This is a genomic window from Streptomyces sp. 7R007, assembly GCF_054850255.1.
On record NZ_JBTWMV010000027.1, the window covers coordinates 46365 to 72898 of the forward strand.

Genomic DNA, 26534 nt, shown 5'->3' on the forward strand with positions numbered 1-26534 from the left:
TGCCGTCGATCCTGGGGCACCGCCAGGGCCCTCGTTCAGGGGCGCCGCTTCCGTCGGACAGGACTTCCTGGTAACGGCAGGACCACCTTCGCGCCCGCCGCCGAGGCCATACTGGAGGCATGGACGATCTCGCGGGCTTTCTGCGGACCCGGCGTTCCCGGGTCGATCCGGCGGCCGTCGGCATCCCCGTCGACAGCCGGCGCAGGGTGGCGGGGCTGCGCCGCGAAGAGGTCGCGCACCTGTCCGGAGTCAGCGTCGACTACTACGTACGCCTGGAGCAGGGCCGCGCGACGCAGCCCTCCGAGCAGGTCCTGGACGCGCTCGCCGGCGTTCTCGGCCTGGACGAGACCGAGCGCGGCCACCTCTACCGGCTCGCCCGGCAGCGGCGGCGCCGCGCGAAGGTCCCGGGCGAGCGGGTCCGGCCGGAGCTGCTGCGGGTCCTGGACCTGGTCGCCGGCGCCCCGGCGCTGATCATGAACCACCGGCTGGATGTGCTCGCCGGCAACCGTCTCGCCCGGCTGCTGTTCGGCCGGCCGCTGCCCGGGCTGAACACCGCCCGGCACGTCTTCCTCGAAGAGGCCGAGCGCGGCCTGTACGCGGACTGGGAGAGCTGCACCCTCGACGTCGTCGGGCACCTGCGCCTGGCCGCCGGCCAGTACCCCGACGACCCCCGCCTGGCCTCTCTCATCGGCGAACTGTCGATGGGCAGCGAACGCTTCCGCCGCCTGTGGGCCCGCGCCGACGTGCGCGCCCGCACCCACGGGCGCAAGGCCTACCGGCACCCGCTGGTCGGGCTGCTGGAGCTGCACCAGGAGAACTTCGCCCTGCCCGACGCGTCGGGCAGGGAACTGCTGGTGTTGTCCGCGCCCCCCGGCAGCCCGGCCGAAGACGGACTGCGCCTGCTGGCGGGCCTGGGCGCGGACGACGCCGGCGCGTCCCCCGCACGCGACGTCCGGGCCCGCCGGTAGGACTGCCGGCCGGTCGGCTGGGCGCGTCAGGTGGCGAGGGTGGCCAGCGGTTCCAGGCCGTAGCTGCGGGCGTAGCCGTTCTCGGTGCCCACCAGGAGGTCCACGACCTCGAAGCAGCGGTCCCAGAAAGGCGTTTCGCGCAGTGCGTCGATCAGCAGCCGGTAGGCGTCGTGGTCGTCCGCCTCCCAGACCCAGACGTCCGTGACCCGGGCCGAGTAGAACTCGTGTCGTAGAAGCGGGAACGGACGCCGCGGGTGCAGGCCTCGATCACGACGACCTCGGTGGTGAAGGCCCGGACGCGTTCGGGCACCGTCATCGCCAGCCACTCGGGCGTGGCCTTGACCAGCGTGAACGCGGTGACCTGCGACTCGGTCCGGTCAGCGGGCACCGGCCGCCTCCGGTACGGCGAGGACGGCGGGCTTGAGCGTCCGCGCGCACCACTGGCGGAACTCGGTGCCCGCGGGTGCCTGCGGTGCGGGGGCGACGCCGTCGTCCAGGCCCTGGTCCTTGGCGCGCTTCATGTCGACGACGCCCTCGACGAACGCCTCGTCGAGGCCGTAGCCGAGCGGTGTCGAGCGCAGTTCGCCCAGCGGCTGACGCTCGTAGCGCACCGGGCGGCCCAGTTCCTCGGTCATGGTGCGGGCCAGGTCGTTGGGCGACAGTTCCTGCGGGCCGAGGACCGGCACACTGGGCGGTGGTGCGCCGGCTGGGGGCACTGCTCACCCCGAGCGGCGAGATCGACCCGGCCGCACTGCGGCGCACCTTCACCGTCCAGACCTCGGACCTGGTCGGCGCGGCGCTGGCGCCGGGGGCTGCTCGAACTGGCCCGGCGCCGGGCACCGGGCGTCTCGCTGCGGGTGCTGGCCGAGGAGTGGGAGGCGGGACCGGCGCTGCGCGAGGGCCGGACCGACCTGGAGATCGGCGCCATCGACCACGTCGACCCAGAGACCCGGGTGGAGGAACTGCTCACGCTGCGCATCACGGCCGGCGTGCGAGGCGGGCACCCGCTCGCCGAGGGCACCCTGACCCCCGCGAGGCTCGCCGCGGCCGAGCACGTGGCCGTCAGCCGCCACGGCCGCCTCACCGACCCGCTGGATGCGGCCCTGGCCGAACAGGGACTCAGCCGCCGGGTCGGCGCCGTGCTGCCCGGGCATCTCGCGGCGATGGGGCTGGCCGCGGCCGGTGACGTGGTCTGCCTGGTGCAGGCCGCGCTGCCGGGCCGGCCCCCTTCCCCCCCTCAGCGACACCGCGCACGCGCTGGGACTGCGGCTGCTGGACATCCCCCTGCCGTTGCCACCCCTGAAGATCGGCATGGCCTGGCACCCGCGCCACAGCGCCGACGGAGCCCACCAGTGGCTGCGCAGCGCGGTGCGCCGGGTGCTGCGTCCGGACGGAGAGGGATGACCGACGTCCACACTCCCCGGGCCGCGGCCGGCACGCGTGCGGCCGGCCGGTTCACGGCAGGCTGATGACAGCGATGCCGGCTTCCTGCGCGACGGCCAGGCGCGTGCCGTCGGGATGCAGGGCGGCGACCGGCGTGGGGACGCGGCGACGGCCGAAGCAGGTGGGCTTGGCCGGCAGGCGGATCTCAGGCCACTGCGCGACGACGCGTCCGGTCGCCGTGTCGAGCAGGCGCGGGTGGCCGTGCAGGGACACGACCTGATCGCCGCGGGCCAGCAGGAGCACTCCGGGGTCGGCGTCGGGAACGGGGCTGCGGTGCAGCCAGTGGCCCGCGGCCATCGACCACACGCCGAGGTGGCGGGGCGGGAGCGCGAGTTCCTCGTCGTCGTACCACTCCTCCGCCCCCGTCGCCAGGACCAGCCGGTCGCCGTCGAGCCAGCACCCGGCCGTCACCTCTCCGCCCATGACCGCCGTGGTCGGCAACAGGCCGTCGCCGTCGAGGGTGCTCGCGTCGGCGAGCGCGAGCGCGGTGTCGTAGACCATGGCGATCCCGAAGGGCTGCCAGAACCAACCGACCGACAGCAGGTGACGGCCGTCCGGGCTCAGGCTCAGCCTGGAGTGGAAGACGTCCTCCGGGCGCCGTCCGCCGCCGGTCAGCCGCTCGCCGCTCGCCGCGTCCTCGATCTGGAGGACGTTGCATGCCTCGGGGCAGTGCACGACGACCTCGCGCCCGTCGCCCAACGCGCCGAGGGCGAGGGGGTAGTCGTAGTCCTGCGCGTGGTGGTAGCTGCGGTTCAGCTCTCGCACGACCCGTTCGCCCGCCAGCAACACGCCCTTGGTGCCGCGCTCCTGGTAGACCGCGGAGTACGGTCCCGTGAGCGACGTGGTTCCCGCGTCGAAGGGGAAGCCCCACGCGAAGCGCGCCGCACGCTCCACCCCGTCGCGGCCCCAGCGCCGCCCGCCGCCCACCGCACAGACCAGGTCATCGCCCTGCCACACCAGCGACTTCGGCGCCACCCGCACCGCTATCGACTCCACGGCCACCGATGACACCCTCTCCCCCGGAACAAGCCTCGGCAGGCTCTCGCGCACAATCTACGGCGCCGAGGGCAGGGCAGTCGCCGCGCGTCCGGCCGGGTCGGTGGGACCCGGCCGGAGCTGCCGCAGCCGCTACCAGCCGACCGCGACCAGGAGCCACTGCGGGTTTGCGTGGGAGACGAAGGAGGACTGGCCCGCCACGTCGTCGTAGGGGAAGCCGTAGGCGAGGTGGTTGATGGCGTTGTCGTGCCAGAACTTGGCGTAGTAGTTCGCCGGTGCCGCCTTGTAGAACTGCGCCGGGTCCGACTGCTGGGAGGACGGCAGCGTGGCGACGTGGCGGTTGAGGGCGGCGCACATGTCGGGGTTGCCCGCCAGGGAGGCGGCGCAGCCGAAGATGTCGGAGGTGGCCGCGTTCACGCCCACGGACTGGGCGTAGGAGGTGAAGTAGTTGGCGTTGGCGCCGCCCGCGCGGAAGCTCGGGTCGCTGCCGGGCGCGATGATCCGGTACGGGGCCTGGGTCTGGGCCAGCACCTTGAACTCGTTCGGCACCGCGTCGGTGAAGCGCTGGAAGGTGGTGGCGCGGTCCTCGGCGAAGGTCTGCCGGTTCTCGCCGACCTCGACGTCGTAACCGTCCTTGGTGTGCAGGCGCATGGCCAGTTTCAGGCCGAAGGCGTCGACGCGGGTGGTGTTGCCGTTGAAGACGTTGTTGCCGACCGTGAACTCGATGAAGTCGTAGTACGGGCTGTTGGGCGAGCCGAGGTAGAAGTACATGCGGCCCGCGGAGTTGGCCGGCATGTCGAGGTAGGGCTGTTCGGCGATGGAGTGCGTCTGGCCGTTGAAGCTCCAGTACACCTGGCTGTCGGGGTACTTGCCGTTGGTGCGGTTGAGGATCTTCACCTCGACGGCGTTGCTCGCCGGGGGGATGTCGCCGGTGCTGCCCCAGAAGTCGTCCGGCGGTGTGGTGGTGCCGCCGGGGCCGTAGACCTGGAACTCCCACAGCGAGTAGCCGTACGGGGTGCCCCGCGCGGTGCCGTAGAGGCGGACGTAGCGGCCGCTGCCGGAGACGGTGATGTCCTGGGTACCGCCGGTGGAGGTGGTGGTGGAGTAGACGGTGGTCCAGCTGGCCGCGTCGGTGGAGGTCTGGATCTGGAAGGCGGTCGCGTAGGCGGCCTCCCAGTTGAGGCCGACGCGGCTGAGCTGCTGGACGGAGCCGAGGTCGACCTGTATCCACTGCGGATCGGAGAAGGCGGAGGACCAGCGGGTGCCGGTGTTGCCGTCGACGGCGGCGCTGGCGGGGAAGGTGGCGTTCTCGGTCGAGGACGCGGTGGCGGGCCTGCCCTGGGACAGCAACTGCTCGGCGGCGTGGGCGGGTGAGGGTGCCAGGACCGCGAAGAAGGCGGCGATCAGGGCGACGACCAGGCCGAGGGCGACGCGGGAGCGTGCGACGCCGGTCGGTGGTCTGTGCGCGGGTGCGCTGACGGATCTCTGCATGCGGGGTCTCCTCAAGCCGGTTCGGCGTGCGTGGGGGTGGAGCAACAGCAGACGTGAGAGCGCTCTCTGGCGTTGTAGTCCCGCTCGTGCTCGTCGTCAACAACTGAAGCCGAAATAACCCGGGTCGACGATCACCGGCGAGACGGCGCAGCTCCGGGCCCTCGGACGGCGTCCGGCACGCCGGGTGTCTTCGCCTTCCGATCGCACGAGCCGCCCAGGCAGGTCCCTCCCTCCATGCCGTGACGCGTCCGGTACGGACCTATTCCCGCCGTCAGGCCGATTCGCGCACCACGAGTGCGGGTTCGAAGACGACCGAGGTCGCCTCGGTACGCGTGCCGCGGACGTGTTCGTCGAGCAGACGGGCCATCTCCGCGGCCATCTCCTCCACGGGCTGGCGCACGGTGGTCAGTCGCGGGCGGCAGGTGACGGCGATGCCGGAGTCGTCGAAGCCGACGACCGCCACGTCCTGCGGAATCCGCCGGCCGCGCTCGCGCAGCACCTGGCACGCGCCCTGGGCCATGAGGTCGTTGGCAGCGAACACCCCGTCGGTGTCGGGGTGGCGCTCCAGCAGGTCGGACATGGCCGCGATGCCGCTGTCGAGGGTGAAGCCGCCCTCGGCGACCGGGACGTAGGGGTGGCCGTGCCGGGCGAGGGCGTCGCGGAACCCGGCCAGCCGCTCCTGGCTCGCCGCGACGCCCAACGGGCCGCTGATCGTGGCGAGTCGGCGGCAGCCGCGCGCGAGCAGGTGCTCGGCGGCGAGGCGCGCTCCGTCCCGGTGCGCCAGGTCGACGTAACTGAGCGGGACCGGACGCGAGGGCCGGGCGAAGAGCACCGCGGGCAGCCGGGCGTCGGCCAGGAGGGCGGGCAGCGGATCGTCGGCGTGGCTGGAGACCACGAGGGCGCCGTCGGCCCGCCCCTGCCGCAGGTAGGTCAGCACCTCCTGACGGGCCTCGGCGGACTCGGCGAACATCAGCACCGGGTGCAGGGAACGGGGGCGCAGATAGCCGACGACACCCCCGACCACCCGCCCGAAGAAGGGGTCGGCGAACACCCGCGCGGCGAAGGCGTTCTGGGCGGCGTCCGAGGTGTCCCCCGCGCCGGACACCACCAGGGCGACGGTCTCGGCCCGCCGCGTCACCAGGGAACGGGCGGCCCGGTTGGGCGCGTACCCCGTCCGCTCGATGGCCCGGCGCACCAGGTCCTGTATCTCGGGATCGACGTTGCGAACACCGTTGACGACCCGGGACACGGTCGCCCGGGAGACACCGGCCTCCCGGGCGACGTCCTCCAGCGTCGGGGCCTGTCTGCGCATGCAGGCACCCTAACGGAGGTGCGGATCACGCAGTAGAGCGCTCTCCGAAGGCGGGTGATCGGCCGGACCGCTCTGCTCGATTCGTTCGGCCTGCTCAGCCCCGCCCGGCCTGCCCGGCCGTCAGGAGTACACGCCGAACTCGTAGAGCGAGTATCCCCAACCGGTGCCGCGCACCGTGCCGTTGACCCGCACGTACCGGCCCGTCCCGGTGACGTCGAAGTCGTCGATGCCGCCGTTGCCGTCGGACACGGTGCGCACCGTCTGCCAGTTCTGGCCGTCGTCGGAGGTCTGGATGGTGTACGCCTTCGCGTACGACGTCTCCCAGTACAGCTGGACGTGCCGGAACGTGGTGCGGGTGCCCAGGTCGACCTGGAGCCACTGGGGGTCGCTCCAGTCGCTGGCCCACCGGGTGGCCGGGTTTCCGTCGACCGCGTTGGCGGCGGTGCACGGGCAGTCGCCGTAACTCGCCTGGTAGGACGAGGCGGTGGCGGGTTTCCCCTGCGCCAGGTTGCTGCCGGAGGGCACGGGTGGGACGACGCGGACCGAGCGGGTCTCGACGCCGACGTTGCCCCGGCCGTCGGTCGCCTTGACGTACATCTTCCACACGCCGGGGCGGTCGGGCGCGGTGACCTTCAGCCGGCCGCCGCCGAGGTCGGTGAAGGGCAGCGAGGTGAGGTTCTTGCTCTGGTCGACGTACATGCTGTTGTCGAGGACCTCGTAGGCGACCGGGTCGCCGTCGGGGTCGGTGGCCTTGACGTCCAGGACGAGGTCGCGCCCGGCCTGCACCTGGCCCGCGTCGCCCTCCACGGTCAGGTCGGAGATGACGGGCGGGGTGTTGTCGTGCGTGGTGTCACCGCCGTAGGCCCGCTTCACGGCGTAGTACGACAGGCGCTTCTGGCCCGCGGGCAGCAGGTTGAACCAGATGCCGCCGAAGTCGTACTCGGTGCCGTAGTGGAACATCGTGGCGCCGAGCGCGACCCCCCTGTGCCCGGTGACGCAGCCCCAGGCGCGGGTGTAGCCGTCGGCCTTGGCCCGGTCGGAGGGTTCGAGGGGGACGCCGTTGGCGTCGTCGGGGACCTCCCACTCGCCGGCCGGTCCGGTCTCGGTGACGATGTAGGGCTTGGTGTAACCCCCTTGCTCCCAGGCGGACTTGATGTCGCAGACCGCGTTGTAGGAGTTGACGGCGTACAGGTCGAGATCCGGCGCGTTCTTCTTGTAGTACGGCCACGCCCCCACCCAGGCGTCGGTGGAGGTGACCGGGTGGTCGGGGTCGACGGCGTGGATCTTCCTGGCGATGTCGTTGACGAGGGTGGTGTAGGCGTCGCGCTGTCTCTCCAACTCGGCGCCGCTGTAGCAGTTCTGCAGACCGAGGACGGACTCGTTGCCGACGTCCCACATGAGCACGCCGGGATTGTCCTTGTAGGTCTGGACCCACCGGGGGAACTCGTCGAGCACCTGGTTCTTGTACGCGGTGTCGGTCACGTAGTCGACGCAGCCGCCGCTGCCGGGACCACCGCCGGGCTGGAGCCAGAATCCGGCGACGACCTTGATGCCGTGCGCGGCGGCGGAGTCGAACAGCGGCTTGCTGGTGGCGTCGGTGCCCCAGGTGCGGATCGTGTTGACGCCCATGGACTGCAGGTCGGGCAGGTACTTCTCGGCGTCGGCGACGCTCGGGCCCCAGGTCAGGCCCTTGATCTGGTACGGCCGTCCGTCGACCGTCAGCTGCCAGGCGCCCTGGCTGCCGGTGACCTTGACGACGCTGCCGGCGGCGTGGGCCTGGGCGGCGGGCAGGGCGACGAGGGCGCCGGCGGCCAGGACGCCGGCGGTGAGGGGTGCCGCGGCGCGGCGGGCGCGGGAGCGGGTGCGGGAGCGGGTGCGGGGTGGTGGGGTCATCGCTGGTGCTCCTCAGGGCAGTTCGTAGTGCTCGTTCAGTGCCGCGCCCGCCTCCGGGTGGGTCTCGTCGTAGCCGCGGGCATCGCACTGGAGCCCGCCGACAATGCAGTGGTCGACCAGGGCCTTGAGCGTGGGGGCGTCCCAGGCGTTGAAGAAGTCGTAGTGGAAGGTGTGGCCCGCTCCGCTGGCCAGGCGGACCCTGGACATGTCGCCGTTGACGGGGAAGGCCATCTTGAACTCGATCATCGGCAGGGCGACCGGGTGGTCGGCCGGGCAGATGTTGTCGTTCGTGCCGGGTTTGACCACGGGGTAGGCCATGTGGCTCTTGTGGTCGGGGGTGTCGAGGTACCTGCCGTCCCAGCAACTGGGCGCCTGGAAGCGGATGTTGAGCTGGACCTCGGCGCGGCTGGGGCAGGTCGCGGGGAACTCGGTGTTGAAGTAGCTGTCGCCGCACTCCCAGCCCTCGACGAAGCCGGGGTGGTGGCGGAAGTCGTCGGCGCTCTGCATCGGGCTGCCGACGACGAACCGCAGGCCCTTGGGGAAGGGCCGCACGCTGGTGTAGTCGGTGACGCCCGCCTTGTAGTAGATGACCTGCGGGCCCACGGGGAGGACCGGCTGGTCGCCGTTGTAGAGCGTGGGCATCCAGTAGCCGGACAGGTCGCCGGGGGCCTTGCAGGTGGTGCCGCCGGCCTCCAGCGAGGCGGTGGTGCTGTAGGCGTCGGTTGTGGTGTTGCCCATGAACGTGTGGTCGTGGGACGCGCCGGGCTGCTGGGGGTAGACGATGGGGTCGTCCGGCCGGGTGTGGGTGACCGAGCAGTTGGCCTGGAACTCGTGGAAGTAGCGGTGGGGCGGGTCCTGGGTGGACGGTGTCACGCCCGTGACCGGCGGGTTCGCGAGGATGTAGCCGTCGCCGTCGGGGTCCTCCGGTGAGGTGGCGACGGATGCCGCCATCGCGTGCCCGGAGTGGGTGGCCGCGAACGCCTGCGCGGCCGGGCTGTGCGGTGCGGGCGGGCCGGCGCTGACGGCGACGCCGCCCAGCCCGAGCGAGGTCAGCAGGAGCGCGCCGGTGATCAGCGTGGCTGACAGGCCTTTCGATCTCCGTGACATGGAGACCTCCTCCTGTGCTGTGGGGGTCAGGGAGCGCTGGGTCGTGGATGGGAGAGCGCTCTCCCGCCGAGGAGTGTTGAGGGCGTGTCATCAAGGTGTCAAGGGATGCGACGGAAGTGGAGCCGGAAATATTTCAACTTCCGAAGGCTTGCCGAGACTTGGACCTCATCAGTTAAATCAAGACGTGAACTAAGCGTCCGGGCAGTGACCTTGGCGTGTCGGCCCGCCTGCCGTCGGCGGCCTCGTGTTCCTTTCCTCCCATCACACCCGCAGGAACCCTCATGAGACTCAGATCCCTGGGCGTCGCACTCGCCGCCATGGCGGCGCTGCTCGCCCTCCCCGTTTCCCACCCGGCCACCGCGGCCGAACTCCCCCTGTCCCAGGGCAGAACGGCGACGTCCTCCTCCGACGAGAGCGCCGGCACACCCGCCGCCGCGGCCGTCGACGGCGACACCGGCACCCGCTGGTCGTCGGCCGCGACCGACGCGCAGTGGCTCCAGGTCGACCTGGGCGCCACCGCCTCGATCTCGAAGGTCGTCCTCACCTGGGAGACCGCCTACGGCAAGGACTACAAGATCCAGACCTCCGCCGACGGCAGCACCTGGTCCGACCTGACCTCCGTCACGGGCGGCGACGGCGGCACCGACAGCCTCGACGTCTCCGGCCAGGGCCGCTACGTCAGGATGTACGGCATCCACCGGGCCACCCAATGGGGCTACTCCCTCTGGGAGTTCCAGGTCTTCGGCACCTCCGGCACCGGCACGTCCTCCTGCGACACGGCGAACGCCGCGAAGGGGCAGCCCGCCTCGGCCTCCTCCACGGAGAACGCCGGCACCCCCGCCTCCGCGGCCTTCGACGGCGACCCCGGCACCCGCTGGTCCAGCCAGGCATCCGACCCGCAGTGGGTACGGGTCGACCTCGGCTCGGTCAGGAACCTCTGCAAGGTCGACCTGACCTGGGAGGCCGCCTACGCCAAGGAGTTCCAGATCCAGGCCTCCGCCGACGGCCAGAGCTGGACCACGCTCAAGAGCGTCACCGGCGCGAGCGGCGGCACGGCGTCCTACGACGTCACCGGCTCCGGCCGCTACCTCCGTGTCTACGGAACCGTCCGCGCCACCGGCTACGGCTACTCCCTGTGGGAGGTGGCCGTCCACACCGGAACCGGCGGCACCACTCCCCCGGTCCAGGGCGGCGGCGACCTCGGCCCCAACGTCATCGTCGTCGACCCCAACACCCCCAATCTCCAGCAGAAGTTCGACGACGTCTTCGCCAAGCAGGAGTCGGCCCAGTTCGGCACCGGCCGCTACCAGTTCCTGCTCAAGCCCGGCACCTACAACGGCATCAACGCCCAGATCGGCTTCTACACCTCGATCTCGGGGCTCGGCCTCAACCCCGACGACACCCAGATCAACGGTGACATCACCGTCGACGCGGGCTGGTTCAACGGCAACGCCACGCAGAACTTCTGGCGCTCGGCCGAGAACCTCGCCCTCACGCCGTCCAACGGGACCGACCGCTGGGCCGTCGCCCAGGCCGCGCCCTTCCGCCGCATCCATGTCAAGGGCGGCCTCAACCTCGCCCCCAACGGCTACGGTTGGGCCTCCGGCGGCTACATCGCCGACTCCAAGATCGACGGCACCGTCGGGCCGTACTCCCAGCAGCAGTGGTACACCCGTGACAGCTCCGTCGGCGGCTGGACCAACGGCGTGTGGAACATGACCTTCACCGGGGTCCAGGGCGCGCCCGCGACCAACTTCGACTCCGGCCCGTACACCACCCTCGACACGACACCCGTCTCCCGCGAAAAGCCCTTCCTCTACCTCGACGGCAGCACCTACAAGGTGTTCGTGCCCGCCAAGCGCACGAATGCGCGCGGAGTGTCCTGGCCGGCGAACGCCGGCACCTCCCTCCCGCTGGACCAGTTCTACGTCGTCAAGCCCGGCGCCACCGCCGCCACAATCAACCAGGCGCTCGCCCAGGGCCTCAACCTCCTGTTCACGCCCGGCATCTACCACCTCGACCAGACCATCAACGTCACCCGCGCCGACACCGTCGTGCTCGGGCTGGGCCTGGCCACGCTCGTGCCGGACAACGGCGTCGACGCCCTGCACGTGGCCGACGTCGACGGCGTCCGCCTCGCCGGCTTCCTCATCGACGCGGGCCCCGTCAACTCCGACACCCTGCTGCAGATCGGGCAGCCCGGCGCGAGCGCCGACCACTCGGCCGACCCGACCACCATGCAGGACGTGTTCGTGCGCATCGGCGGCGCCGGACCCGGCCTCGCCACCAACTCCGTCGTCGTCAACAGCGACGACGTCGTCATCGACCACACCTGGCTGTGGCGCGCCGACCACGGCAGCGGCGTCGGCTGGGACACCAACCGCGCCGACTACGGCCTGCGCGTCAACGGCGACGACGTCCTGGCCACGGGGTTGTTCGTGGAGCACTTCAACAAGTACGACGTCCTGTGGAGCGGCGAACGCGGCCGCACGATCTTCTTCCAGAACGAGAAGGCCTACGACGCCCCGAACGCCGCCGCCATCACCCATGACGGCATCGTCGGCTACGCGGCCTACAAGGTCGCCGACACCGTGACCCAGCACGAGGCGTGGGGGCTCGGCAGCTACTGCAACTACACCGCCGATCCGACGATCGTCCAGGCACACGGCTTCCAGGTCCCGGTCACCGCCGGGGTGAAGCTGCACGACGTGCTGGTGATCTCCCTGGGCGGCAAGGGCCAGTACGCCCATGTCGTCAACAACACCGGGGCGCCGACCTCGGGGACGGACACCGTGCCGTCGAAACTGACGTCGTTCCCGTGACGTCGGTCGCCGGTCCAGCGGCGTGGCCTGCTCGGGTGGGGCCGCGCCGGTGGACCGGCATCCTGGGGTGGGGTCAGGGACGTACGTCCACGTAGTCGCCCGTGGCCTTGGCCGGCCCGGTGGTGGCGGACCCGGCGAAGTTCCAGCGCCAGTAGCCGTCCTTGACCGCCTTGACCTTGGTGCGCAGGGTCCCGGTGCTGCTGGTCGTCACCGTGGCCACGGTGGTGTAGGTGTCGCTTCCCTTCGGGCGGAACTGCAACTGCACGGCCCTGCCCGCGTATCCCGCGTACCGGTAGGTGTCCCAGTTGGCCCGTACGAGCTTGCCGGTGACGGTGATCTTCGCGCCCTTGGCCACCGGCTCGGGGGCGGCGTTGACGGTGAGCCGTGCCGCGCGCTTGAGGTGGAAGGCCGCTATGCCGGGGGCGAAGACGGAGCCGCCGTCGTTGGCGTCGACGAGGGCGTCCACGGACCAGGTGCCGGCGTTGGCGTTGGCCAGGTCCACCGGGTCGTCGCTTCCCGGGGCGGGGTGGGCGTTGACGGTGAAGACCATCGTGCAGGCCGTGTCGGTCTCGCAGAACGCGTCGGTGGTGTAGAAGCCGCCGTGCGGACCCTTCAGGTCCACGTCCGCGAACTGCAGGCCGGAGTCGTCCGATCCTTTCACGGTGACCGGGAACGACACGTCGCGTGTGGTTCCCACGATGACGTCGTGCCCGTTGTTGACGGTGGCTCCGCTGACGACCGGGTCGCCGGTCGCGGCGGCGGGCGTGGCGTCGGCCGAGGCACCGACGCCCACCATCACACCGGCGGCGACGCCCACGACGACGGCGCGCCGCCGCGCGCCACCGCCCGGTCGGCGCCGCGGGGTTTCCGCGGCGGCCGGCGGGGTGTTCTCGGGCCCGCCTCCCTGTCTGTCGTCCCGTGGTACGGCGATGCGGCTCATGATTCCTCCCGGCGCGACGAGCTCGGTCCTCCACCGCCCCGCGCCGACAGGCATCTGGCAGGGGGAGCAGCAGACGAATGCGTGTTCACCCCTTACGACCACCGAACCGACCCGACCGTTGCCCTCGGCGACACCGTCAGGATTCCTCGCGTTCAGACAGCCGGCACGGCGAGGAGGGTTCGGGATGCCAGGCGCTACTGGATCACCGTCGGCCGTGAACCGGGCCTGTGACCCCCGCCGGCCGCCGATGTGACGCACATCACACACCGTCCTGTCACGTTGCCCATGGCCGCGTGGTCTGTGCTTCGTACGACACCGACAGGACGGGAGTAGTCATGAAGATCGCGGTGGCCGGCGGTACCGGACTGACCGGGCGGCTCGTGGTGCAGGCACTGGAGGCTCGCGGGCACACGCCCGTTGCGCTCTCCCGCGGCCAGGGCGTCGACCTGACGAGCGGCGCCGGCCTCGACGCGGCGCTGGCCGGAGCCGACGCGGTGGTCGACGTCAGCAATGTGATCACGACGCGCAAGAAGGTGGCGGTGGACTTCTTCGGCACGGCGGGACGGCACCTCGTCGCGGCGGCCGAACGGGCAGGCGTACGGCACCTGGTGACGTTGTCGATCGTGGGCGTCGACCGGGTGAAGAACCCGTACTACGCGGGCAAGCTGCGGCAGGAGGAGATCGTCCGGGGCGGGTCGGTGCCGTGGACCATTCTGCGGGCGACCCAGTTCCACGAGTTCGCGGGCCAGTTGCTCGGCGGCATGCCCGGCCCGGTCGCGCTGGTGCCGAAGGCGCGCATCCAGCCCGTCGCCGTGCGCGAGGTGGCCGAGGCCCTCGCCGACCTCGCCGTCGCGACGCCCCAGGAGATGGCCCCCGAACTCGCCGGGCCGCAGGTCGAATCGCTCGTCGACATGGCCCGGCGCCTGATCGCCGCCGGCGGCGCCCGCCGGCGCCCCGTCCTGCCCGTGTACTTCCCCGGCGGCATGAGCAGCGGCGGCCTGCTGCCGACCACCACCGGCCCCCGCGGCACCCAGACCTTCACCGACTGGCTCAAGGAGCAGACCGCGGCAACAGCCGCATGACACACCGTGGCCGAGTGGGCGTCGTCCACTTCGCCTTCCCCTTGGTCTGCACCAAAAAAGGCAACAAATATTGACGCGTTCGAACAGGATGCGTAGGTTCCGGGCGAGCCGATCGAGAGCCGCGCCGGCATGACGCCGGCGCGCCCTCCCCCACTCGTCGAGCATCGAAGGGACTTGCCATGCACGGTTCCCGTCCCACGGACCGGGATGTCATGCGCTCGCCAAGACCAGTCCTGCGACTCCTGCCGAACCGGGCGCTCACACCGTGGCGGTACGCCGCGTCCGTGCTGAGCGCGTTCGTCCTCGCCCTCGGCGTCCTGCTCGGGTTCCCCACCGCCTCCCAGGCGGCCGGTTCACTGCCGTGCGACATCTACGCGGCGGCCGGCACCCCGTGCGTGGCCGCGCACAGCGTCACCCGCGCCCTGCTGTCCTCGTACAACGGACCGCTCTACCAGGTCACCCGCGTCGCGGACGGGGCCACCACCGACATCGGCCTGCTGGCCCAGGGCGGTTACGCCAACGCGGCGGCGCAGGACGCCTTCTGCGCCCGCAGCGGCGGCTGCCGCATCACGAAGATCTACGACCAGAGCGGCCGTCACAACGACCTCACCCCCGCCCCCGCCGGCACCGCCGGCACGGGCGCCGACCGGGGTGCCGACGCCTCGGAGATCGCCGTCACGGCCGGCGGCCACAAGGTCTACGGCCTGTGGATCTCGCCCGGCGTCGGCTACCGCTACACCGGCGTCGCCTCGGGCGTGGCCGTGAACGGCCAGCCGGAGGGCGCCTACATGGTGGCCAGCGGCACCCACGTGGGCTCCGCCTGCTGCTTCGACTACGGCAACGCCGAGAGCACCCCGGCCGACACCGGCAACGGGCACATGGACGCCGTGTCGATCGCCACCACCTGCTATTTCGCCCCGTGCACCGGGACCGGCCCCTGGGTCGAGGCGGACCTGGAGAACGGCATGTTCCAGGGCGACAACGGCTCCAACACCGCCAACCTGGGCAACAAGTCGGCCTTCGTCACCGCCGTGCTGAAGAACAACGGCCAGACCAGATACGCGCTCAAGGGCGGCAACTCCCAGTCCGGCGGCCTGAGCACCTGGTGGGACGGGGCGCTGCCCACGCGCGGCGGCTACCAGCCCATGCACCAGGAGGGCGGGATCATCCTGGGCATCGGCGGCGACAACAGCAACTGGAACCGGGGCACCTTCTTCGAGGGCGTCATGGTCTCCGGCTATCCCACCGACGCCGCCGAGAACGCCGTACAGGCCAACATCACCTCCGTCGGCTACAGCGGCGAGACCGACGTACCCAACGGGCCCCAGGGAACCATCACCGGACCGGGCGGCAAGTGCGTCGACGTCGCCGCCGACGACACCGGCACCAACGGCGCCGCCGTCCAGCTGTGGGACTGCCAGACCTACGCCGAGGACCAGCACTGGACCCACAACCCCGACGGCTCACTCTCCACGCTCGGGCGGTGCCTGGACATCGAGAACAACGGCACGGCCGGCGGAGCCAAGCTCGAACTGTGGGACTGCAACGGCGTCGGGGGCCAGAAGTGGGTCCAGCAGGCCGACGGCTCCCTCCTCAATCCCCAGTCCGGCCGCTGCCTGGACTCCCCCAGCGGCGCCACCGCCAACGGCACCCGCCTGCAGATCTGGGACTGCAACGGCGCCACCGCCCAGAAGTTCTCGGTCCACGGCGGAGGCACCATCACCGGACCGGGCGGCAAGTGCGTCGACGTCGCCGCCGACGACACCGGCACCAACGGCGCCGCGGTGCAGTTGTGGGACTGCCAGACCTACGCCGTGGACCAGCACTGGTACCACGGGGCGGACAACTCCCTGTCCACCCTGGGCCGGTGCCTGGACATCGTGGGCAACGGCACGGCCAACGGCACCACAGTGGAACTGTGGGACTGCAACGGCGTCGGCGGCCAGAAGTGGGTCCAGCAGGCCGACGGCTCCCTCCTCAATCCCCAGTCCGGCCGCTGCCTGGACTCCCCCAGCGGCGCCACCGCCAACGGCACCCGCCTGCAGATCTGGGACTGCAACGGCGCCACCGCCCAGAAGTTCAGCCTGAGCTGACCGACACGGGCCGGAACGCGAACGGGCCGGGGGAGAGCCCCTTCGACCTCCCCAGGTCAGGGCTCTCTCCCGGCCGACCGCACCCGTCTACCCCGCCCGCTGCGGTTCATACCCGGCCCATTCGCGGGTGCCCCGCTCGCAGGCGGTCCACGGCGCCTTCCGCAAGGTCAGGCCTTGTGCCGGAAGGCCATCCACACCAGCACGGCCACGCCCGCGCCGGCCAGCAGCAGGGTGCGGTTGTCGCGCGCCATCCGCGCGCCCTGGGCCGTCGTGTGCTGGACGGGTTCGGGTGCCTTGTCGTGCCACAGCCGACCGGCCTGCGCGGCCTTCTCCCGGGCCTGCTCGGCGGTGTGGGCGGCCTTGTCCTTGAGCGGGTCCGGCAGCTTGTCCTGCGCCTGGTGGGCGAGGTCGGCGGCCTTGGTCTTCAGTTCACCGGCCTTGGCGGTGGCCTGCTCCCGGACCACCGCGGCCTTTTCCTGGGCACGTGTCTTGACGTCGGTCTTGGCGGCGAGCGCCTCGACGGTCTCGCCGAGTTCGGCGCGGGTCTGAGCGACCTGCTCGCGCAGCTCCTCGGGGCCGGCCGCGGTGGGCTCGTCGTGGGGTGGCTGGGTCATCGGTGTGCGCTCTCCTTGATCTCGGCCACGTCGGCCTTGACGTTCTCGATGGTCTGCTCGGGAGTGGCCGGTGATGCCTCGCTGACCTGCTTCTTTCCGCCGAGGGCCAGCACCGCGGCGACCACTCCCAAGGCGGCGGTCACGATCAGTGCCGCGGCCCACACGGGCAGCGGCACGGCGAGCGCCGCGATGACGGTGGCCACCAGCGCCTCCAGCATCAGGAAGCCGACCACTCCGGCGCCGCCGAACAGCCCGCCGCCCTTGCCGTACCGTTTGCCCTTCTCCTTCATCTCCGCCTGCGCCAGGCGCATCTCGCCGCGCACCAGCTCCGTCAGCTGCTGCGAGGCCCGCTGCACCAGTTCGCCCACCGGTTCCTGGCCGGCAGGGCGTGGCCCGGACGTGGACGGCTGCGTGCTCGACACGATCGGTCACCTCCCGCTCTCGTTCCTGCGGGCCGGGCGGTCCGACCCTTCCACGCGGGCGCGAGTACCCCGCCCGACCCGGCTCACAGCCCTCGACAGCAGCGAGTGCTCTTCCTACCTCCAGTGGCGCACGAACAGCGCCGGGGCACGACGGATGGCCCAGGCACTGGCCAGACCGATGACGGCACCGGCGGCGACGTCGCTGGGATAGTGGGCGCCCGACTGCATCCGCTCGACGGCGACCATGGCGGCCGGAACCGCGCACAGGGCGCCGGCGACCGGCCAGGTGGGGGCGACGGCCGCGGTGAAGGCGACCGCGGCGGAGGTGTGCCCGGAAGGGAAGGACGAGGAATCGGGGCGGTCGGCGACCTCGTCGTGGGGGATCCACTCGGCGGGGGGCCTGGGACGATCGGCGAGCTGCTTGCACAGGCCGTTCGACACCAGCTGCGCCACCACCAGGGCCCCCAGCCCCGCGGCCGCCGCCCTGCGGCCCCGCCACCCGCCCCACCACGTCATCGCGGCGGCGGCAGCACACCACAACTTGGTGCTTTCCGCCGACTCCTCCACACAGGAGAGCATCCGGCCGGCACCCGGAGGGATACGGGAAGCCGCCCGCTGCGTCAGAAGCCGGTCAATGTCGTGCAACCCCGTCAACAACCTCATGAACTGCGGTTATCCCCACGCGCCCCAAAGTAACGGTCATGCGTGGACACTGATCGACTCGGAGCGGCTCCCGACGGCGCAGTGGTCCGTACCAAGGTATTGACGGCCACTTACTTCACTCCTTAAATCAAGAGGCGACGCCTTCACCCCCCACTCCGGGAAGGACGAGCCGTGACCTCCCCCCGCCTGATCCGCAGATGCCTGTTCGCCGCCCTGTCCGCCGTGCTGGTCGCGCCCGTCGCGATCGGCGCCGCCCACGCGGACCGGCCGCACGCCTCCCCGGTCACCGCGCCCGCTGCCGCGGCGGTGGCGTTCTCCGACACCTTCGACGGGCCCGCCGGCGCCGCGGTCGACTCCTCGAAGTGGCAGATCGAGACCGGCGACAACGTCAACAACCACGAGCGGCAGTACTACACGTCCGGCACCAAGAACGCCGCCCTGGACGGCCAGGGGCACCTGGTCATCACCGCGCGGAAGGAGAACCCCGCCAACTACCAGTGCTGGTACGGCACATGCCAGTACACCTCGGCGCGGCTGAACACCTCCGGCAAGTTCACCGCGCAGTACGGGCACGTCGAGGCCCGGATGAAGATCCCGCGCGGCCAGGGCATGTGGCCGGCGTTCTGGATGCTGGGCACACCCGTCAACTGGCCCGACTCCGGCGAGATCGACGTCATGGAGAACGTCGGCTTCGAGCCCTCCACCGTGCACGGCACCATCCACGGCCCCGGCTACTCGGGCTCGGGCGGCATAGGCGCGGCCTACTCGCTGCCCAACGGCCAGGCGTTCGCGGACGCCTTCCACACCTTCGCCGTCGACTGGGCGCCCGACTCGATCACCTGGTCCGTCGACGGCACCGTCTACCAGCGGCGCACCCCGGCCGACCTCGGCGGCAAGACCTGGGTGTTCAACAAGCCGTTCTTCCTGATCCTGAACCTGGCCGTGGGCGGCTACTGGCCCGGTGACCCGGACGCCTCCACCTCCTTCCCGCAGCAACTGGTGGTGGACTCCGTGTCGGTCACCACCGGCAGCACCTCCACCGGCGCGCCGATCAGGGGCCTGGCCGGCAAGTGCGTGGACGTCGCCGGGGCGAACTCCGCCAACGGCACCCCCGTACAGCTCTACGACTGCAACGGCACCGCCGCCCAGCAGTGGACGGTGGGCTCCGACGGCACGATCCGCGCGCTCGGCAAGTGCCTGGACGTCACGGACAACGGCACCGCCGACGGCTCGACCGTCCAGCTGTGGGACTGCACCGGCGGCCCCAACCAGAAGTGGGCCGTCAGCTCGGCGAACGACATCGTCAACCCGCAGGCCGACAAGTGCCTGGACGTGACCGGCAACAACTCCGCCAACGGCACCCGGCTGCAGATCTGGACCTGCACGGGCGGCGCCAACCAGAAGTGGACGATCGGCTGACGTAGAGGACGAAATCCGTCCTACATGCCTCCTAGCGTGCGCAGCGCACACCTCACGCACGACCAGGAGATCCGATGAACTTCGTCTCGATGCGCATCATCACCAGTGACGTGGCCCGTCTCGTCGCCTTCTACGAGCGGGCCACCGGCCTCGAGGCCGTCTCGGCCACCGAGGACTTCGCCGAGATCGGCACCCCCACCGCCACCCTCGCGATCGCCAGTACCCGCACGGTCCCGCTGTTCGCCCCGGACTCGGCCCGAGCCGCGGACAACCACAACGTGATCACCGAGTTCCTCGTCGACGACGTGGACCGCGTGTACGAGAACCTCACCGGGTTCGTCACCGACCTCGTCGCCGCGCCCACCACGATGCCGTGGGGCAACCGTTCACTGCTGTTCCGTGACCCCGACGGCAACCTGGTCAACTTCTTCACCCCGGTCACGCCGGCCGCCAGGGAGAAGTTCGCCCGCTTCGCGCGCCCGGCTCACTGACCCGAGCCGGGCTCGGCGTGCGCGAGGGCGGCGAGCAACCGTAGCTTCTCGTCGCTGTCGCTGTCCTTGTCGGGGTAGTAGACGACGAGCAGGACGTCGTCGACGGGGAGCTTGTCGCGGTGCAGGCGCAGTTCGCCGACCACGGGGTGGTGGACCGTGGTCGTGCCCCCGTCCAGGCTGCGGACGTCGTGCCGGGCCCACAGGGTGCGAAACCGCTGACTGGACAGGGCGAGTTCGCCGACGAGCTCCACGAACCGCGGGTTGTCGGTGTCGTCGCCGATGGTGCTCCGCAGGGCGGCGACGAAATCGGCGCTGGCCTTGTCCCAGTCCTGCTGGAAGGCCCGTTCCTCGGGATCGAGCAGCAGGGAGCGCAGACGGTTCTCACCGGGCCGCAGGCGCGGGGAGAACGCCACGGCCATCGGGTTGGAGGCCAGCACGTCGAAGGCGCGTCCCTCGACGAACGCCGGGATCTGAAGGTGGGCGAGCAGTTCGTGCACCCGCGCCGGGACGTGTTCGGGTCGCTTGCGGCGCGGGGCTCTGGGCCGCGCCGCCGCCAGGCCGAGCAGGTACGTCCGCTCGACGTCGTCGAGCCGCAGCACCCGCGCGAGGGAGTCGAGCACCTGAACGGAGGGGTTCTTGTCCCGTCCCCGTTCCAGGCGCAGGTAGTAGTCGGGGCTGATTCCGGCGAGCAGGGCGACTTCCTCGCGGCGCAGGCCGGGCACGCGACGGTTGCCCCCGGGCGGCAGGCCCGCCTGTGCCGGGGTGACCAGCTCACGCCGGGCGCGCAGGTAGCTGCCGAGCCGGTTGCCGGATTCCTCGTCCTTCATACGGACACCGTAATGCGGCCGGTGGAGCGGAGCGGGGGCCCTGGCAGGACCAGGGAAGAGGAGGGCTCTGCCGCAGGCCGCGGGCGCCGTCGAGACTGCTGAGCACTGGCTCGGACGAGACAGGGCCGAACCACGGGCGGCGCAGCGAGACCGTGGCGCCGCCGGCGGCCTGACATGAAGGGACGATCTCATGGATCTCTCCAACCGCACGGTTCTCATCGTCGGCGGGACCTCGGGCATCGGGCGGGAGCTGGCCCGCCGGTTCGCCGCGGCGGGCAGCACCGTGGCCGTCGGCGGCCGTGACAAGGAGGCGCTCGCGCAGCTCGCCGGGGAGGGTTTCGGCACGTTCGGCGTCGACGTCACGGACGACTCCTCCGTCGCGTCCGCCCGTGACGCCGTACTCGCCCGGTACCCCGGCCTCGACACCGTGGTGACGATGGCCGGTGTCATGCTCATGGAGGACCTGCGCGATCCCGCACACTTCGAGGCGACGCGGACGACGATCGACACCAACCTGCTCGGCACCGTCCGCGTCGTCGACGCCTTCGCCTCCCACCTCGTGCGGCGCGGCGCCGGCGCCTTCGTCACCGTCACCTCCGGCATCGCCTTCCTGCCGTTCCCGCCCATGCCGAGCTACGCCGCCTCCAAGGCCGCCGTGCACGCCTACTCCGAGGCACTGCGCGCCCAGCTCGACGGCACCGGCGTCGACGTCGTCGAGCTCGTTCCGCCGGCGGTGGCCATGCCCGGCCGGGAGCAGGTGAACCCGCACGGGCTGCCGCTCGACGACTTCGCCACCGAGGTCATGGACCTGCTCGCGCAGGACCCCACTCCGCGCGAGATCCTCGTCAAGGGCGTCCTCATGCACCGCTGGGCCGAACGCGACGGCACCTACGACGACCTGGTCGCGCAGCGTTCCCGAGCCCTGGCCATGCTCCCCGGCCGCGCGGGCTGACGCCGTGGCGGCCCGCCGGGACCGCCCGTTTCCGGCGCCCGAACCCGGCGGTGCCAGAGCGGTGACCACGAACGCGCCGCGTTCGAGACCACGGTGTTGCGCGGCCGGCCGAGCCGCTCCACCACCACCTCCACGACGTCGCCGGGCCGCAGCAGCCACGGCGGCGTCCGGGCGTACTCGACGCCGGACGGGGTGCCGGGGGCGAGCAGGTCGCCCGGACGCGGTGTGAACGTACGGGAGAGGCGGGCGGGCGTGTCGCCGACGAGGGAGACCATCTCGTCGGTGCTGCCGTCCCGCACGATCTCGCCGTTGACCCGCGTCAGCACGCGCAGCCCGCCGCGCAGGTCGCCCACGTCGGCGGCCGGGACCAGCGGGCCGAGCGGGCCGCAGTCGTCACCGTTCCTGCCCAGGTTGCACTGGGAGGTGAGCTTCTGGGCCCGCCGCGCGGTGAGGTCGCTGAAGGCGGAGTACCCGACGACCGCGGCCAGGGCCGGTTCCGGGGTGGGTCCACCAGGGTCGCGCCGACCCATGCGACGGCCTCGCCCTCCCAGTCCAGCCCGTCCTCGCCGGCCGGAACGGGCACCTCGGCACCGTCCACGGTGAGCGAGCGGGTCCAGCGGGCGATGAGGGTCGGGTACCCGGGCAGCTCCCGGTCCCGGAAGGAGCCCTCCGCCACGTGCCGGCTGCCGGACGCGCGGGTGATATGCGTCGGCCCGGACCACCTCACTGCTGCAACCGGCGCGCGACCACGTCGCCGCCGCCGGCAGCGGCCCGAGCGCCGACCATCCCGGCATGCAGTCGGGTCTGGCCCGCTTCCTGTCCTCCCCGCACGGCCAGGGCGATTTCCGGCCAGCATCGTCCATCGCTCAACTGTCGGCCAGGACAGGGCTGTCCCGGCCGAAGAATGATCATTAGTCTTCGGCGACAGGTTCGTCACCGACCTCAGGGAGCTTCATGTCCACCGCGCAGCAGGTCCCCGACATCCTCTCGCCGGAGTTCGCCGCCCATCCCTACGAGGCCTATCGCACGATGCGCGAGACGGCACCCCTCATCTGGCACGAGGCCACCCAGAGCTACATCATCTCGCGCTACGACGACGTGGAGCGCGTCTTCAAGGACAAGAACGGCGAGTTCACCACCGACAACTACGACTGGCAGCTCGAACCCGTCCACGGCAAGACCATCCTCCAGCTCAGCGGACGCGAGCACGCGGTCCGGCGCGCACTCGTCGCCCCGGCCTTCCGCGGCAGCGACCTGCAGGAGAAGTTCCTGCCCGTCATCGAGCACAACTCCCGTGCCCTGATAGACGCCTTCCGCCACACCGGCTCCGCCGACCTGGTCGCGGACTACGCCACCCGCTTCCCCGTCAACGTCATCGCCGACATGCTCGGTCTGGACAAGGCCGACCACCCCCGCTTCCACCGCTGGTACACCTCGGTCATCGCCTTCCTCGGCAACCTCTCGGGCGACCCCGAGGTGACCGCCGCCGGCGAGCGCACCCGGGTCGAGTTCGCCGAGTACCTGTTCCCCATCATCCGCGAGCGCCGCGAGCACCCCGGCGACGACCTGCTGTCCGCGCTGTGCGCCGCCGAGGTGGACGGCGTGAAGATGAGCGACGAGGACATCAAGGCCTTCTGCAGCCTGCTGCTCGCCGCCGGCGGCGAGACCACCGACAAGGCCATCGCCAGCATCTTCGCCAACCTGCTGCTCCATCCCGACCAGTTGGCGGCCGTGCGCGAGGACCGCGGTCTGATCGCCCGCGCGTTCGCCGAGACGCTGCGCTACACACCCCCCGTGCACATGATCATGCGGCAGTCGGCGACCGAGGTCCGGCTCAGCGGCGGCACGATCCCGCCCGGCGCCACCGTCACCTGCCTGATCGGCGCGGCCAACCGGGACGACAACCGCTACCGCGACCCGGACCGCTTCGACATCTTCCGCGAGGACCTCACGTCCGCGACCGCCTTCTCGGCCGCCGCCGACCACCTCGCCTTCGCGCTCGGCCGGCACTTCTGCGTGGGCGCGCTGCTCGCCAAGGCCGAGGTGGAGATCGGCGTCGGCCAGCTCCTGGACGCCATGCCCGACGTACGACTCGCCGACGGCTTCACACCCGTGGAGCAGGGCGTGTTCACCCGGGGTCCGCAGTCCCTGCCGGTACGCTTCACGCCCGTGGCGGACTGAGCCGCGTCGGCACCGGCAGCGGGTGGGCTCTCCCCACGAAGCCCACCCAGGCCCGGCGCCGGCCCGTGCGCTACTGCACCACCGGGGTGAAGCGCACCGGCAGCGAGGTCAGCCCGCGCATCCAGATGGAGGGCCGCCAGGCCAGCTCCTCCGGCTCGACCGCCAGCACCAGGTCCGGCAGCCGCTCCAGCAGCGTCTCGACCGCCGTACGGGCGATGACGTCGGCCAGCAGCGGTGCCGGGTAGGGACAGCGGTGCTCGCCGTTGCTGAAGGAGAGGTGCGCCGCGTTCTCGGCGCCCACGTGGGAGTCGGGCCAGATCTGCGGGTCGGTGTTGGCCGCGGCGAGGCCCAGCACGAGGCAGTCACCGGCCCGGATCTGCCGGCCGCCGAGCTGGGTGTCACGCACCGCCCAGCGGCCGATGAAGTTCTGCGTCGGCGTGTCCAGCCACAGCACCTCGTTCAGCGCCTCGCCCACGCTGAGCCGGCCGCCCGAGACGTTCAGGGCGAAGCGCTCGTCGGTCAGCAGCAGCCTGAGGGTGTTGCAGATCCAGTTGGCCGTCGGCTGCTGGGCGGCGGCGATGACGGAGATCAGGTCCTGGACGATCTCCTCGTCGGTCAGCCCCGCCGGATGCAGCAGCATGCGCGAGGTGACGTCCGCTCCCGGCCGCTCCCGCTTGTCCTTCACCAGCTGCTGGATCCGCGCGCCCACCCGCCCGTAGGCGGCCACCGGGTCGTCGCCCTCCGCCGCGTCGAGGGAGATCCGCAGGTCCTCCACCAGTTCCATGGTGTCCCTGCCGGTGTGCGGCATCCCGCACATCTGCACCGCGGCACGCATCGCCAGGGCGTGTGCGTACGCGCTCATCAGCTCCGCCTGGCCGCTGCCGGCGAAGGCGGAGATCAGCCGGTCGGCGATCTGCTGGCAGTCCCGGGCGAGTTCGAACTGGTCGACGCCCTCCAGCGCCTCCGTGATCACTCCCGCCCGCCGCCGGTGCTCCTCGCCCTCGGTGAACAGCACCGAGGGCTGGTAGCCGACGAACGGCAGCAGCGGCCAGTCGGCCGGAATGTGCTCCCACTGGTTCCAGCGGCGCGAGTCCCGGGCGAACAACTCGTCGTGGCTGGTCACATAGCTGACCTCGGAGTAGCCGAGGACCAGCCAGGCGGGAATGTCGGCGTCCAGCAGCACGGGCGCCACCGCGCCGTGCTTCCTGCGCAGCTCGCGGTAGAGCTGCGACGGCGTCTGCTGGTACTCCAGACCGGACAGCCGCACTGCTCCGGCGTGAGCGGGGCAGCCCGCGGGAGGCCCGGACGGGGAGGGGGATCCGGCGTCGGTCACGGTGTCGTCTCCCGGGTCATGGCCAGGTCGTAGAGGTGCTGTACGAGGGTGATCAGGACGTCCTTGCCGGACGTCCGCACGCGCGCGTCACAGTCGATCAGCGGCACGCGCTCCGGCAGGGCGAGTGCCTGGCGGACCTCGTCCAGGGAGTACCTGAAGGGGTCGTCGTCGAACCGGTTGACGGCCACGACGAACGGCGTCTTGTGGTGCTCCAGCCGGTCGATGGCGTACCAGGAGTCGTCCATCCGGCGCGTGTCGACCAGGACGACCGCGCCGAGCGTGCCGGAGAAGAGGCGGTCCCACAGGAACCAGAAGCGTTCCTGGCCCGGGGCACCGAACAGGTAGAGCACCATGTGCTCGTTGAGGCTGATCCGCCCGAAGTCGAAGGCCACCGTGGTGGTGGTCTTCGCCGCCACGCCGTGCGTCTCGTCGACGCCGACGCCGGCCTGGGTCATCACCTCTTCGGTGTTCAGCGGCCGGATCTCGCTGACGGAGCGGACCAGGGTCGTCTTGCCGACGCCGAATCCGCCCACGACGACGATCTTCAGGCCGGTCTCGGCAGCGTCGGCCAGGGGCGTTCGCCGGGAAGGCAGCTCAGAGGTTGCGGAGCCCATGGAGCACCTCCTTGAGGAGAGCGGATTCCGGGAGCGAGGCGACGGACTGCGCCGCGCGGGGGTGACGGGCGCTGATGCGGCCCATGGCGAGCAGGTCGCCGAGCAGGATGCGCACCACGGTGACCGGCAGTGCGAGCTCCGCGGCGATCTCGACCACGGCCGTGGGGTGCCGGCACAGTTCGAGGATGCGGGCGTGCTCCGACTGCATGCCGCTGGTCGGCTGGCATTCGCTCACCACCAGGGTGACCAGGTCGAACGTGTCGTCGGCACGGCTGCGTCCGCCCGTGACCGTGTAGAGCCGGTCGGGATCCCCGGTGTCCACGGGCTTGCGCATCACGACGAGGCGCTCCCCTGAAGACGCTGGCGTGGCTCGGCCCGCAGATGCTCGCCGATCTGCTCCACGAGCTCGGACATCTGGTGCCCGACCACTCCCGGATCGGCGTTCTCCTCGGCCAGCACCGCGAGGTGGGCGCCTTCGCCGGCCTCCACGATGAACAGCAGGCCGCCGTGGAACTCGGTCATGGAATGGCGCACACCTCCGGTTCCGTCGCCGAACTCGACGGAGGCGCCCTGGGCCAGTGCCTGGATGCCGGAGCAGATCGCCGCCAGCTGGTCCGCTTGGTCGAGCGTCAGGTGTTCGGTCCAGCAGAGCTTGAGGCCGTCCCGGGACAGGACGAGGGCGTGCCGCGTGCCGGGCGTGCGCTGCAGAAGGTTCTGCAGGAGCCAGACGAGGCTGTTATCGGTGGTCTGCATGGTGGGTGATGGGGCGGTAGGGCCCGGCAGAGCGGTCACCGACCCGTTCCTCCAATCTCACGGAGTCGAGCGGGGGGATGGCGCCGGATTCCCCGGCGCCGTAAGGGAAGCAGCGGGG

Annotated in this window: 23 protein-coding genes and 3 pseudogenes; 9 read left to right on the forward strand and 17 right to left on the reverse strand. The window is 71.3% G+C overall.

Features of this window, described 5'->3' with window-relative positions:
• Positions 1-119 precede the first annotated feature (119 nt).
• Complete coding sequence (locus ACYF6T_RS29685) at positions 120-968, forward strand: helix-turn-helix transcriptional regulator (RefSeq protein WP_461700277.1); 849 nt, start codon at positions 120-122, stop codon at positions 966-968.
• A gap of 26 nt (positions 969-994) precedes the next feature.
• Here ACYF6T_RS29685 and ACYF6T_RS29690 read toward each other — a convergent pair.
• Positions 995-1356 (reverse strand): annotated as a pseudogene (locus tag ACYF6T_RS29690) (darcynin family protein).
• Positions 1346-1654 (reverse strand): hypothetical protein, encoded by a 309-nt coding sequence (locus ACYF6T_RS29695; RefSeq protein WP_461700278.1) that lies wholly within the window; start codon positions 1652-1654, stop codon positions 1346-1348. The pseudogene ACYF6T_RS29690 and the gene ACYF6T_RS29695 overlap by 11 nt, the downstream one beginning before the upstream one ends.
• A gap of 8 nt (positions 1655-1662) precedes the next feature.
• Between ACYF6T_RS29695 and ACYF6T_RS29700 the strand changes: the two are divergent.
• Positions 1663-2372 (forward strand): annotated as a pseudogene (locus ACYF6T_RS29700) (LysR substrate-binding domain-containing protein); the annotation flags it as partial.
• Positions 2373-2423: 51 nt separating this feature from the next.
• On the opposite strand, the gene ACYF6T_RS29705 reads toward ACYF6T_RS29700, so the two are convergent.
• From ACYF6T_RS29705 to ACYF6T_RS29725, 5 genes are all read right to left on the reverse strand, one after another.
• A complete protein-coding gene (locus tag ACYF6T_RS29705) occupies positions 2424-3413 on the reverse strand; it encodes a hypothetical protein (RefSeq protein WP_461700279.1) in 990 nt (329 codons plus the stop codon).
• A 126-nt stretch (positions 3414-3539) separates the two neighbouring features.
• The gene (locus ACYF6T_RS29710) at positions 3540-4898 is read right to left on the reverse strand and encodes a beta-1,3-glucanase family protein (protein ID WP_461700281.1); all 1359 of its coding nucleotides are present in this window, start codon (positions 4896-4898) and stop codon (positions 3540-3542) included.
• 271 nt (positions 4899-5169) lie between these two features.
• Positions 5170-6210, reverse strand: a complete 1041-nt coding sequence (locus tag ACYF6T_RS29715) for a LacI family DNA-binding transcriptional regulator (RefSeq protein WP_461700282.1) — start codon at positions 6208-6210, stop codon at positions 5170-5172.
• A 120-nt stretch (positions 6211-6330) separates the two neighbouring features.
• Positions 6331-8103, reverse strand: coding sequence for a discoidin domain-containing protein (locus tag ACYF6T_RS29720; RefSeq protein WP_461700284.1), 1773 nt, complete (start codon positions 8101-8103; stop codon positions 6331-6333).
• A gap of 12 nt (positions 8104-8115) precedes the next feature.
• Positions 8116-9210 (reverse strand): DUF1996 domain-containing protein, encoded by a 1095-nt coding sequence (locus tag ACYF6T_RS29725; RefSeq protein ID WP_461700286.1) that lies wholly within the window; start codon positions 9208-9210, stop codon positions 8116-8118.
• A 281-nt stretch (positions 9211-9491) separates the two neighbouring features.
• On the opposite strand from ACYF6T_RS29725, the gene ACYF6T_RS29730 reads away from it, so the two are divergent.
• On the forward strand, positions 9492-12032 hold the full coding sequence (locus ACYF6T_RS29730) for a discoidin domain-containing protein (protein WP_461700288.1): 2541 nt from the start codon (positions 9492-9494) through the stop codon (positions 12030-12032).
• A 73-nt stretch (positions 12033-12105) separates the two neighbouring features.
• Here the strand turns inward: ACYF6T_RS29730 and ACYF6T_RS29735 are convergent, their stop codons facing one another.
• Positions 12106-12972 (reverse strand): calcium-binding protein, encoded by an 867-nt coding sequence (locus tag ACYF6T_RS29735; RefSeq protein WP_461700290.1) that lies wholly within the window; start codon positions 12970-12972, stop codon positions 12106-12108.
• 335 nt (positions 12973-13307) lie between these two features.
• On the opposite strand from ACYF6T_RS29735, the gene ACYF6T_RS29740 reads away from it, so the two are divergent.
• Both ACYF6T_RS29740 and ACYF6T_RS29745 read left to right on the forward strand, forming a co-directional pair.
• The gene (locus tag ACYF6T_RS29740) at positions 13308-14054 is read left to right on the forward strand and encodes an SDR family oxidoreductase (protein WP_461700291.1); all 747 of its coding nucleotides are present in this window, start codon (positions 13308-13310) and stop codon (positions 14052-14054) included.
• Positions 14055-14266: 212 nt separating this feature from the next.
• Entirely contained in the window at positions 14267-16147 is a 1881-nt protein-coding gene (locus tag ACYF6T_RS29745; RefSeq protein WP_461700292.1) for an arabinofuranosidase catalytic domain-containing protein, read from the forward strand.
• Between the two features lie 167 nt (positions 16148-16314).
• On the opposite strand, the gene ACYF6T_RS29750 is transcribed toward ACYF6T_RS29745, so the two are convergent.
• The 3 genes from ACYF6T_RS29750 to ACYF6T_RS29760 form a co-directional block, all read right to left on the reverse strand.
• The gene (locus tag ACYF6T_RS29750) at positions 16315-16761 is read right to left on the reverse strand and encodes a DUF3618 domain-containing protein (RefSeq protein ID WP_461700294.1); all 447 of its coding nucleotides are present in this window, start codon (positions 16759-16761) and stop codon (positions 16315-16317) included.
• Complete coding sequence (locus ACYF6T_RS29755; RefSeq protein WP_461700357.1) at positions 16758-17129, reverse strand: phage holin family protein; 372 nt, start codon at positions 17127-17129, stop codon at positions 16758-16760. Before ACYF6T_RS29755 ends, ACYF6T_RS29750 begins: the two co-directional genes overlap by 4 nt.
• Positions 17130-17297: 168 nt before the next feature.
• Positions 17298-17846, reverse strand: coding sequence for a phosphatase PAP2 family protein (locus ACYF6T_RS29760; RefSeq protein WP_461700296.1), 549 nt, complete (start codon positions 17844-17846; stop codon positions 17298-17300).
• Between the two features lie 171 nt (positions 17847-18017).
• On the opposite strand from ACYF6T_RS29760, the gene ACYF6T_RS29765 reads away from it, so the two are divergent.
• Entirely contained in the window at positions 18018-19265 is a 1248-nt protein-coding gene (locus ACYF6T_RS29765; protein ID WP_461700297.1) for a lectin, read from the forward strand.
• 74 nt (positions 19266-19339) lie between these two features.
• Positions 19340-19756, forward strand: a complete 417-nt coding sequence (locus ACYF6T_RS29770; RefSeq protein WP_461700299.1) for a VOC family protein — start codon at positions 19340-19342, stop codon at positions 19754-19756.
• Here ACYF6T_RS29770 and ACYF6T_RS29775 read toward each other — a convergent pair.
• The gene (locus ACYF6T_RS29775) at positions 19750-20583 is read right to left on the reverse strand and encodes a helix-turn-helix transcriptional regulator (RefSeq protein ID WP_461700301.1); all 834 of its coding nucleotides are present in this window, start codon (positions 20581-20583) and stop codon (positions 19750-19752) included. The genes ACYF6T_RS29770 and ACYF6T_RS29775 overlap by 7 nt on opposite strands.
• Positions 20584-20773: 190 nt before the next feature.
• On the opposite strand from ACYF6T_RS29775, the gene ACYF6T_RS29780 reads away from it, so the two are divergent.
• Entirely contained in the window at positions 20774-21535 is a 762-nt protein-coding gene (locus tag ACYF6T_RS29780; RefSeq protein WP_461700302.1) for an SDR family oxidoreductase, read from the forward strand.
• On the opposite strand, the pseudogene ACYF6T_RS29785 reads toward ACYF6T_RS29780, so the two are convergent.
• A pseudogene (locus ACYF6T_RS29785) lies at positions 21472-22391 on the reverse strand (fumarylacetoacetate hydrolase family protein). The gene ACYF6T_RS29780 and the pseudogene ACYF6T_RS29785 overlap by 64 nt on opposite strands.
• Positions 22392-22489: 98 nt before the next feature.
• On the opposite strand from ACYF6T_RS29785, the gene ACYF6T_RS29790 reads away from it, so the two are divergent.
• Positions 22490-23716, forward strand: a complete 1227-nt coding sequence (locus ACYF6T_RS29790; protein ID WP_461700303.1) for a cytochrome P450 — start codon at positions 22490-22492, stop codon at positions 23714-23716.
• A 70-nt stretch (positions 23717-23786) separates the two neighbouring features.
• On the opposite strand, the gene ACYF6T_RS29795 is transcribed toward ACYF6T_RS29790, so the two are convergent.
• From ACYF6T_RS29795 to ACYF6T_RS29810, 4 genes are read right to left on the reverse strand one after another with little or no spacing between them, the layout of a single operon-like run.
• Positions 23787-25049: a cytochrome P450 gene (locus ACYF6T_RS29795; protein WP_461700304.1), complete on the reverse strand. Its 1263-nt coding sequence runs from the start codon at positions 25047-25049 to the stop codon at positions 23787-23789.
• Positions 25046-25663: a GTP-binding protein gene (locus tag ACYF6T_RS29800; protein ID WP_461700305.1), complete on the reverse strand. Its 618-nt coding sequence runs from the start codon at positions 25661-25663 to the stop codon at positions 25046-25048. Before ACYF6T_RS29800 ends, ACYF6T_RS29795 begins: the two co-directional genes overlap by 4 nt.
• Positions 25644-26000 carry a DUF742 domain-containing protein gene (locus ACYF6T_RS29805; RefSeq protein ID WP_461700307.1) on the reverse strand — a complete coding sequence of 119 codons (357 nt, stop codon included), beginning with the start codon at positions 25998-26000 and terminating at the stop codon, positions 25644-25646. The genes ACYF6T_RS29800 and ACYF6T_RS29805 overlap by 20 nt, the downstream gene beginning before the upstream one ends.
• A complete protein-coding gene (locus tag ACYF6T_RS29810) occupies positions 25997-26416 on the reverse strand; it encodes a roadblock/LC7 domain-containing protein (protein WP_461700308.1) in 420 nt (139 codons plus the stop codon). Before ACYF6T_RS29810 ends, ACYF6T_RS29805 begins: the two co-directional genes overlap by 4 nt.
• Between the last annotated feature and the right edge of the window lie 118 nt (positions 26417-26534).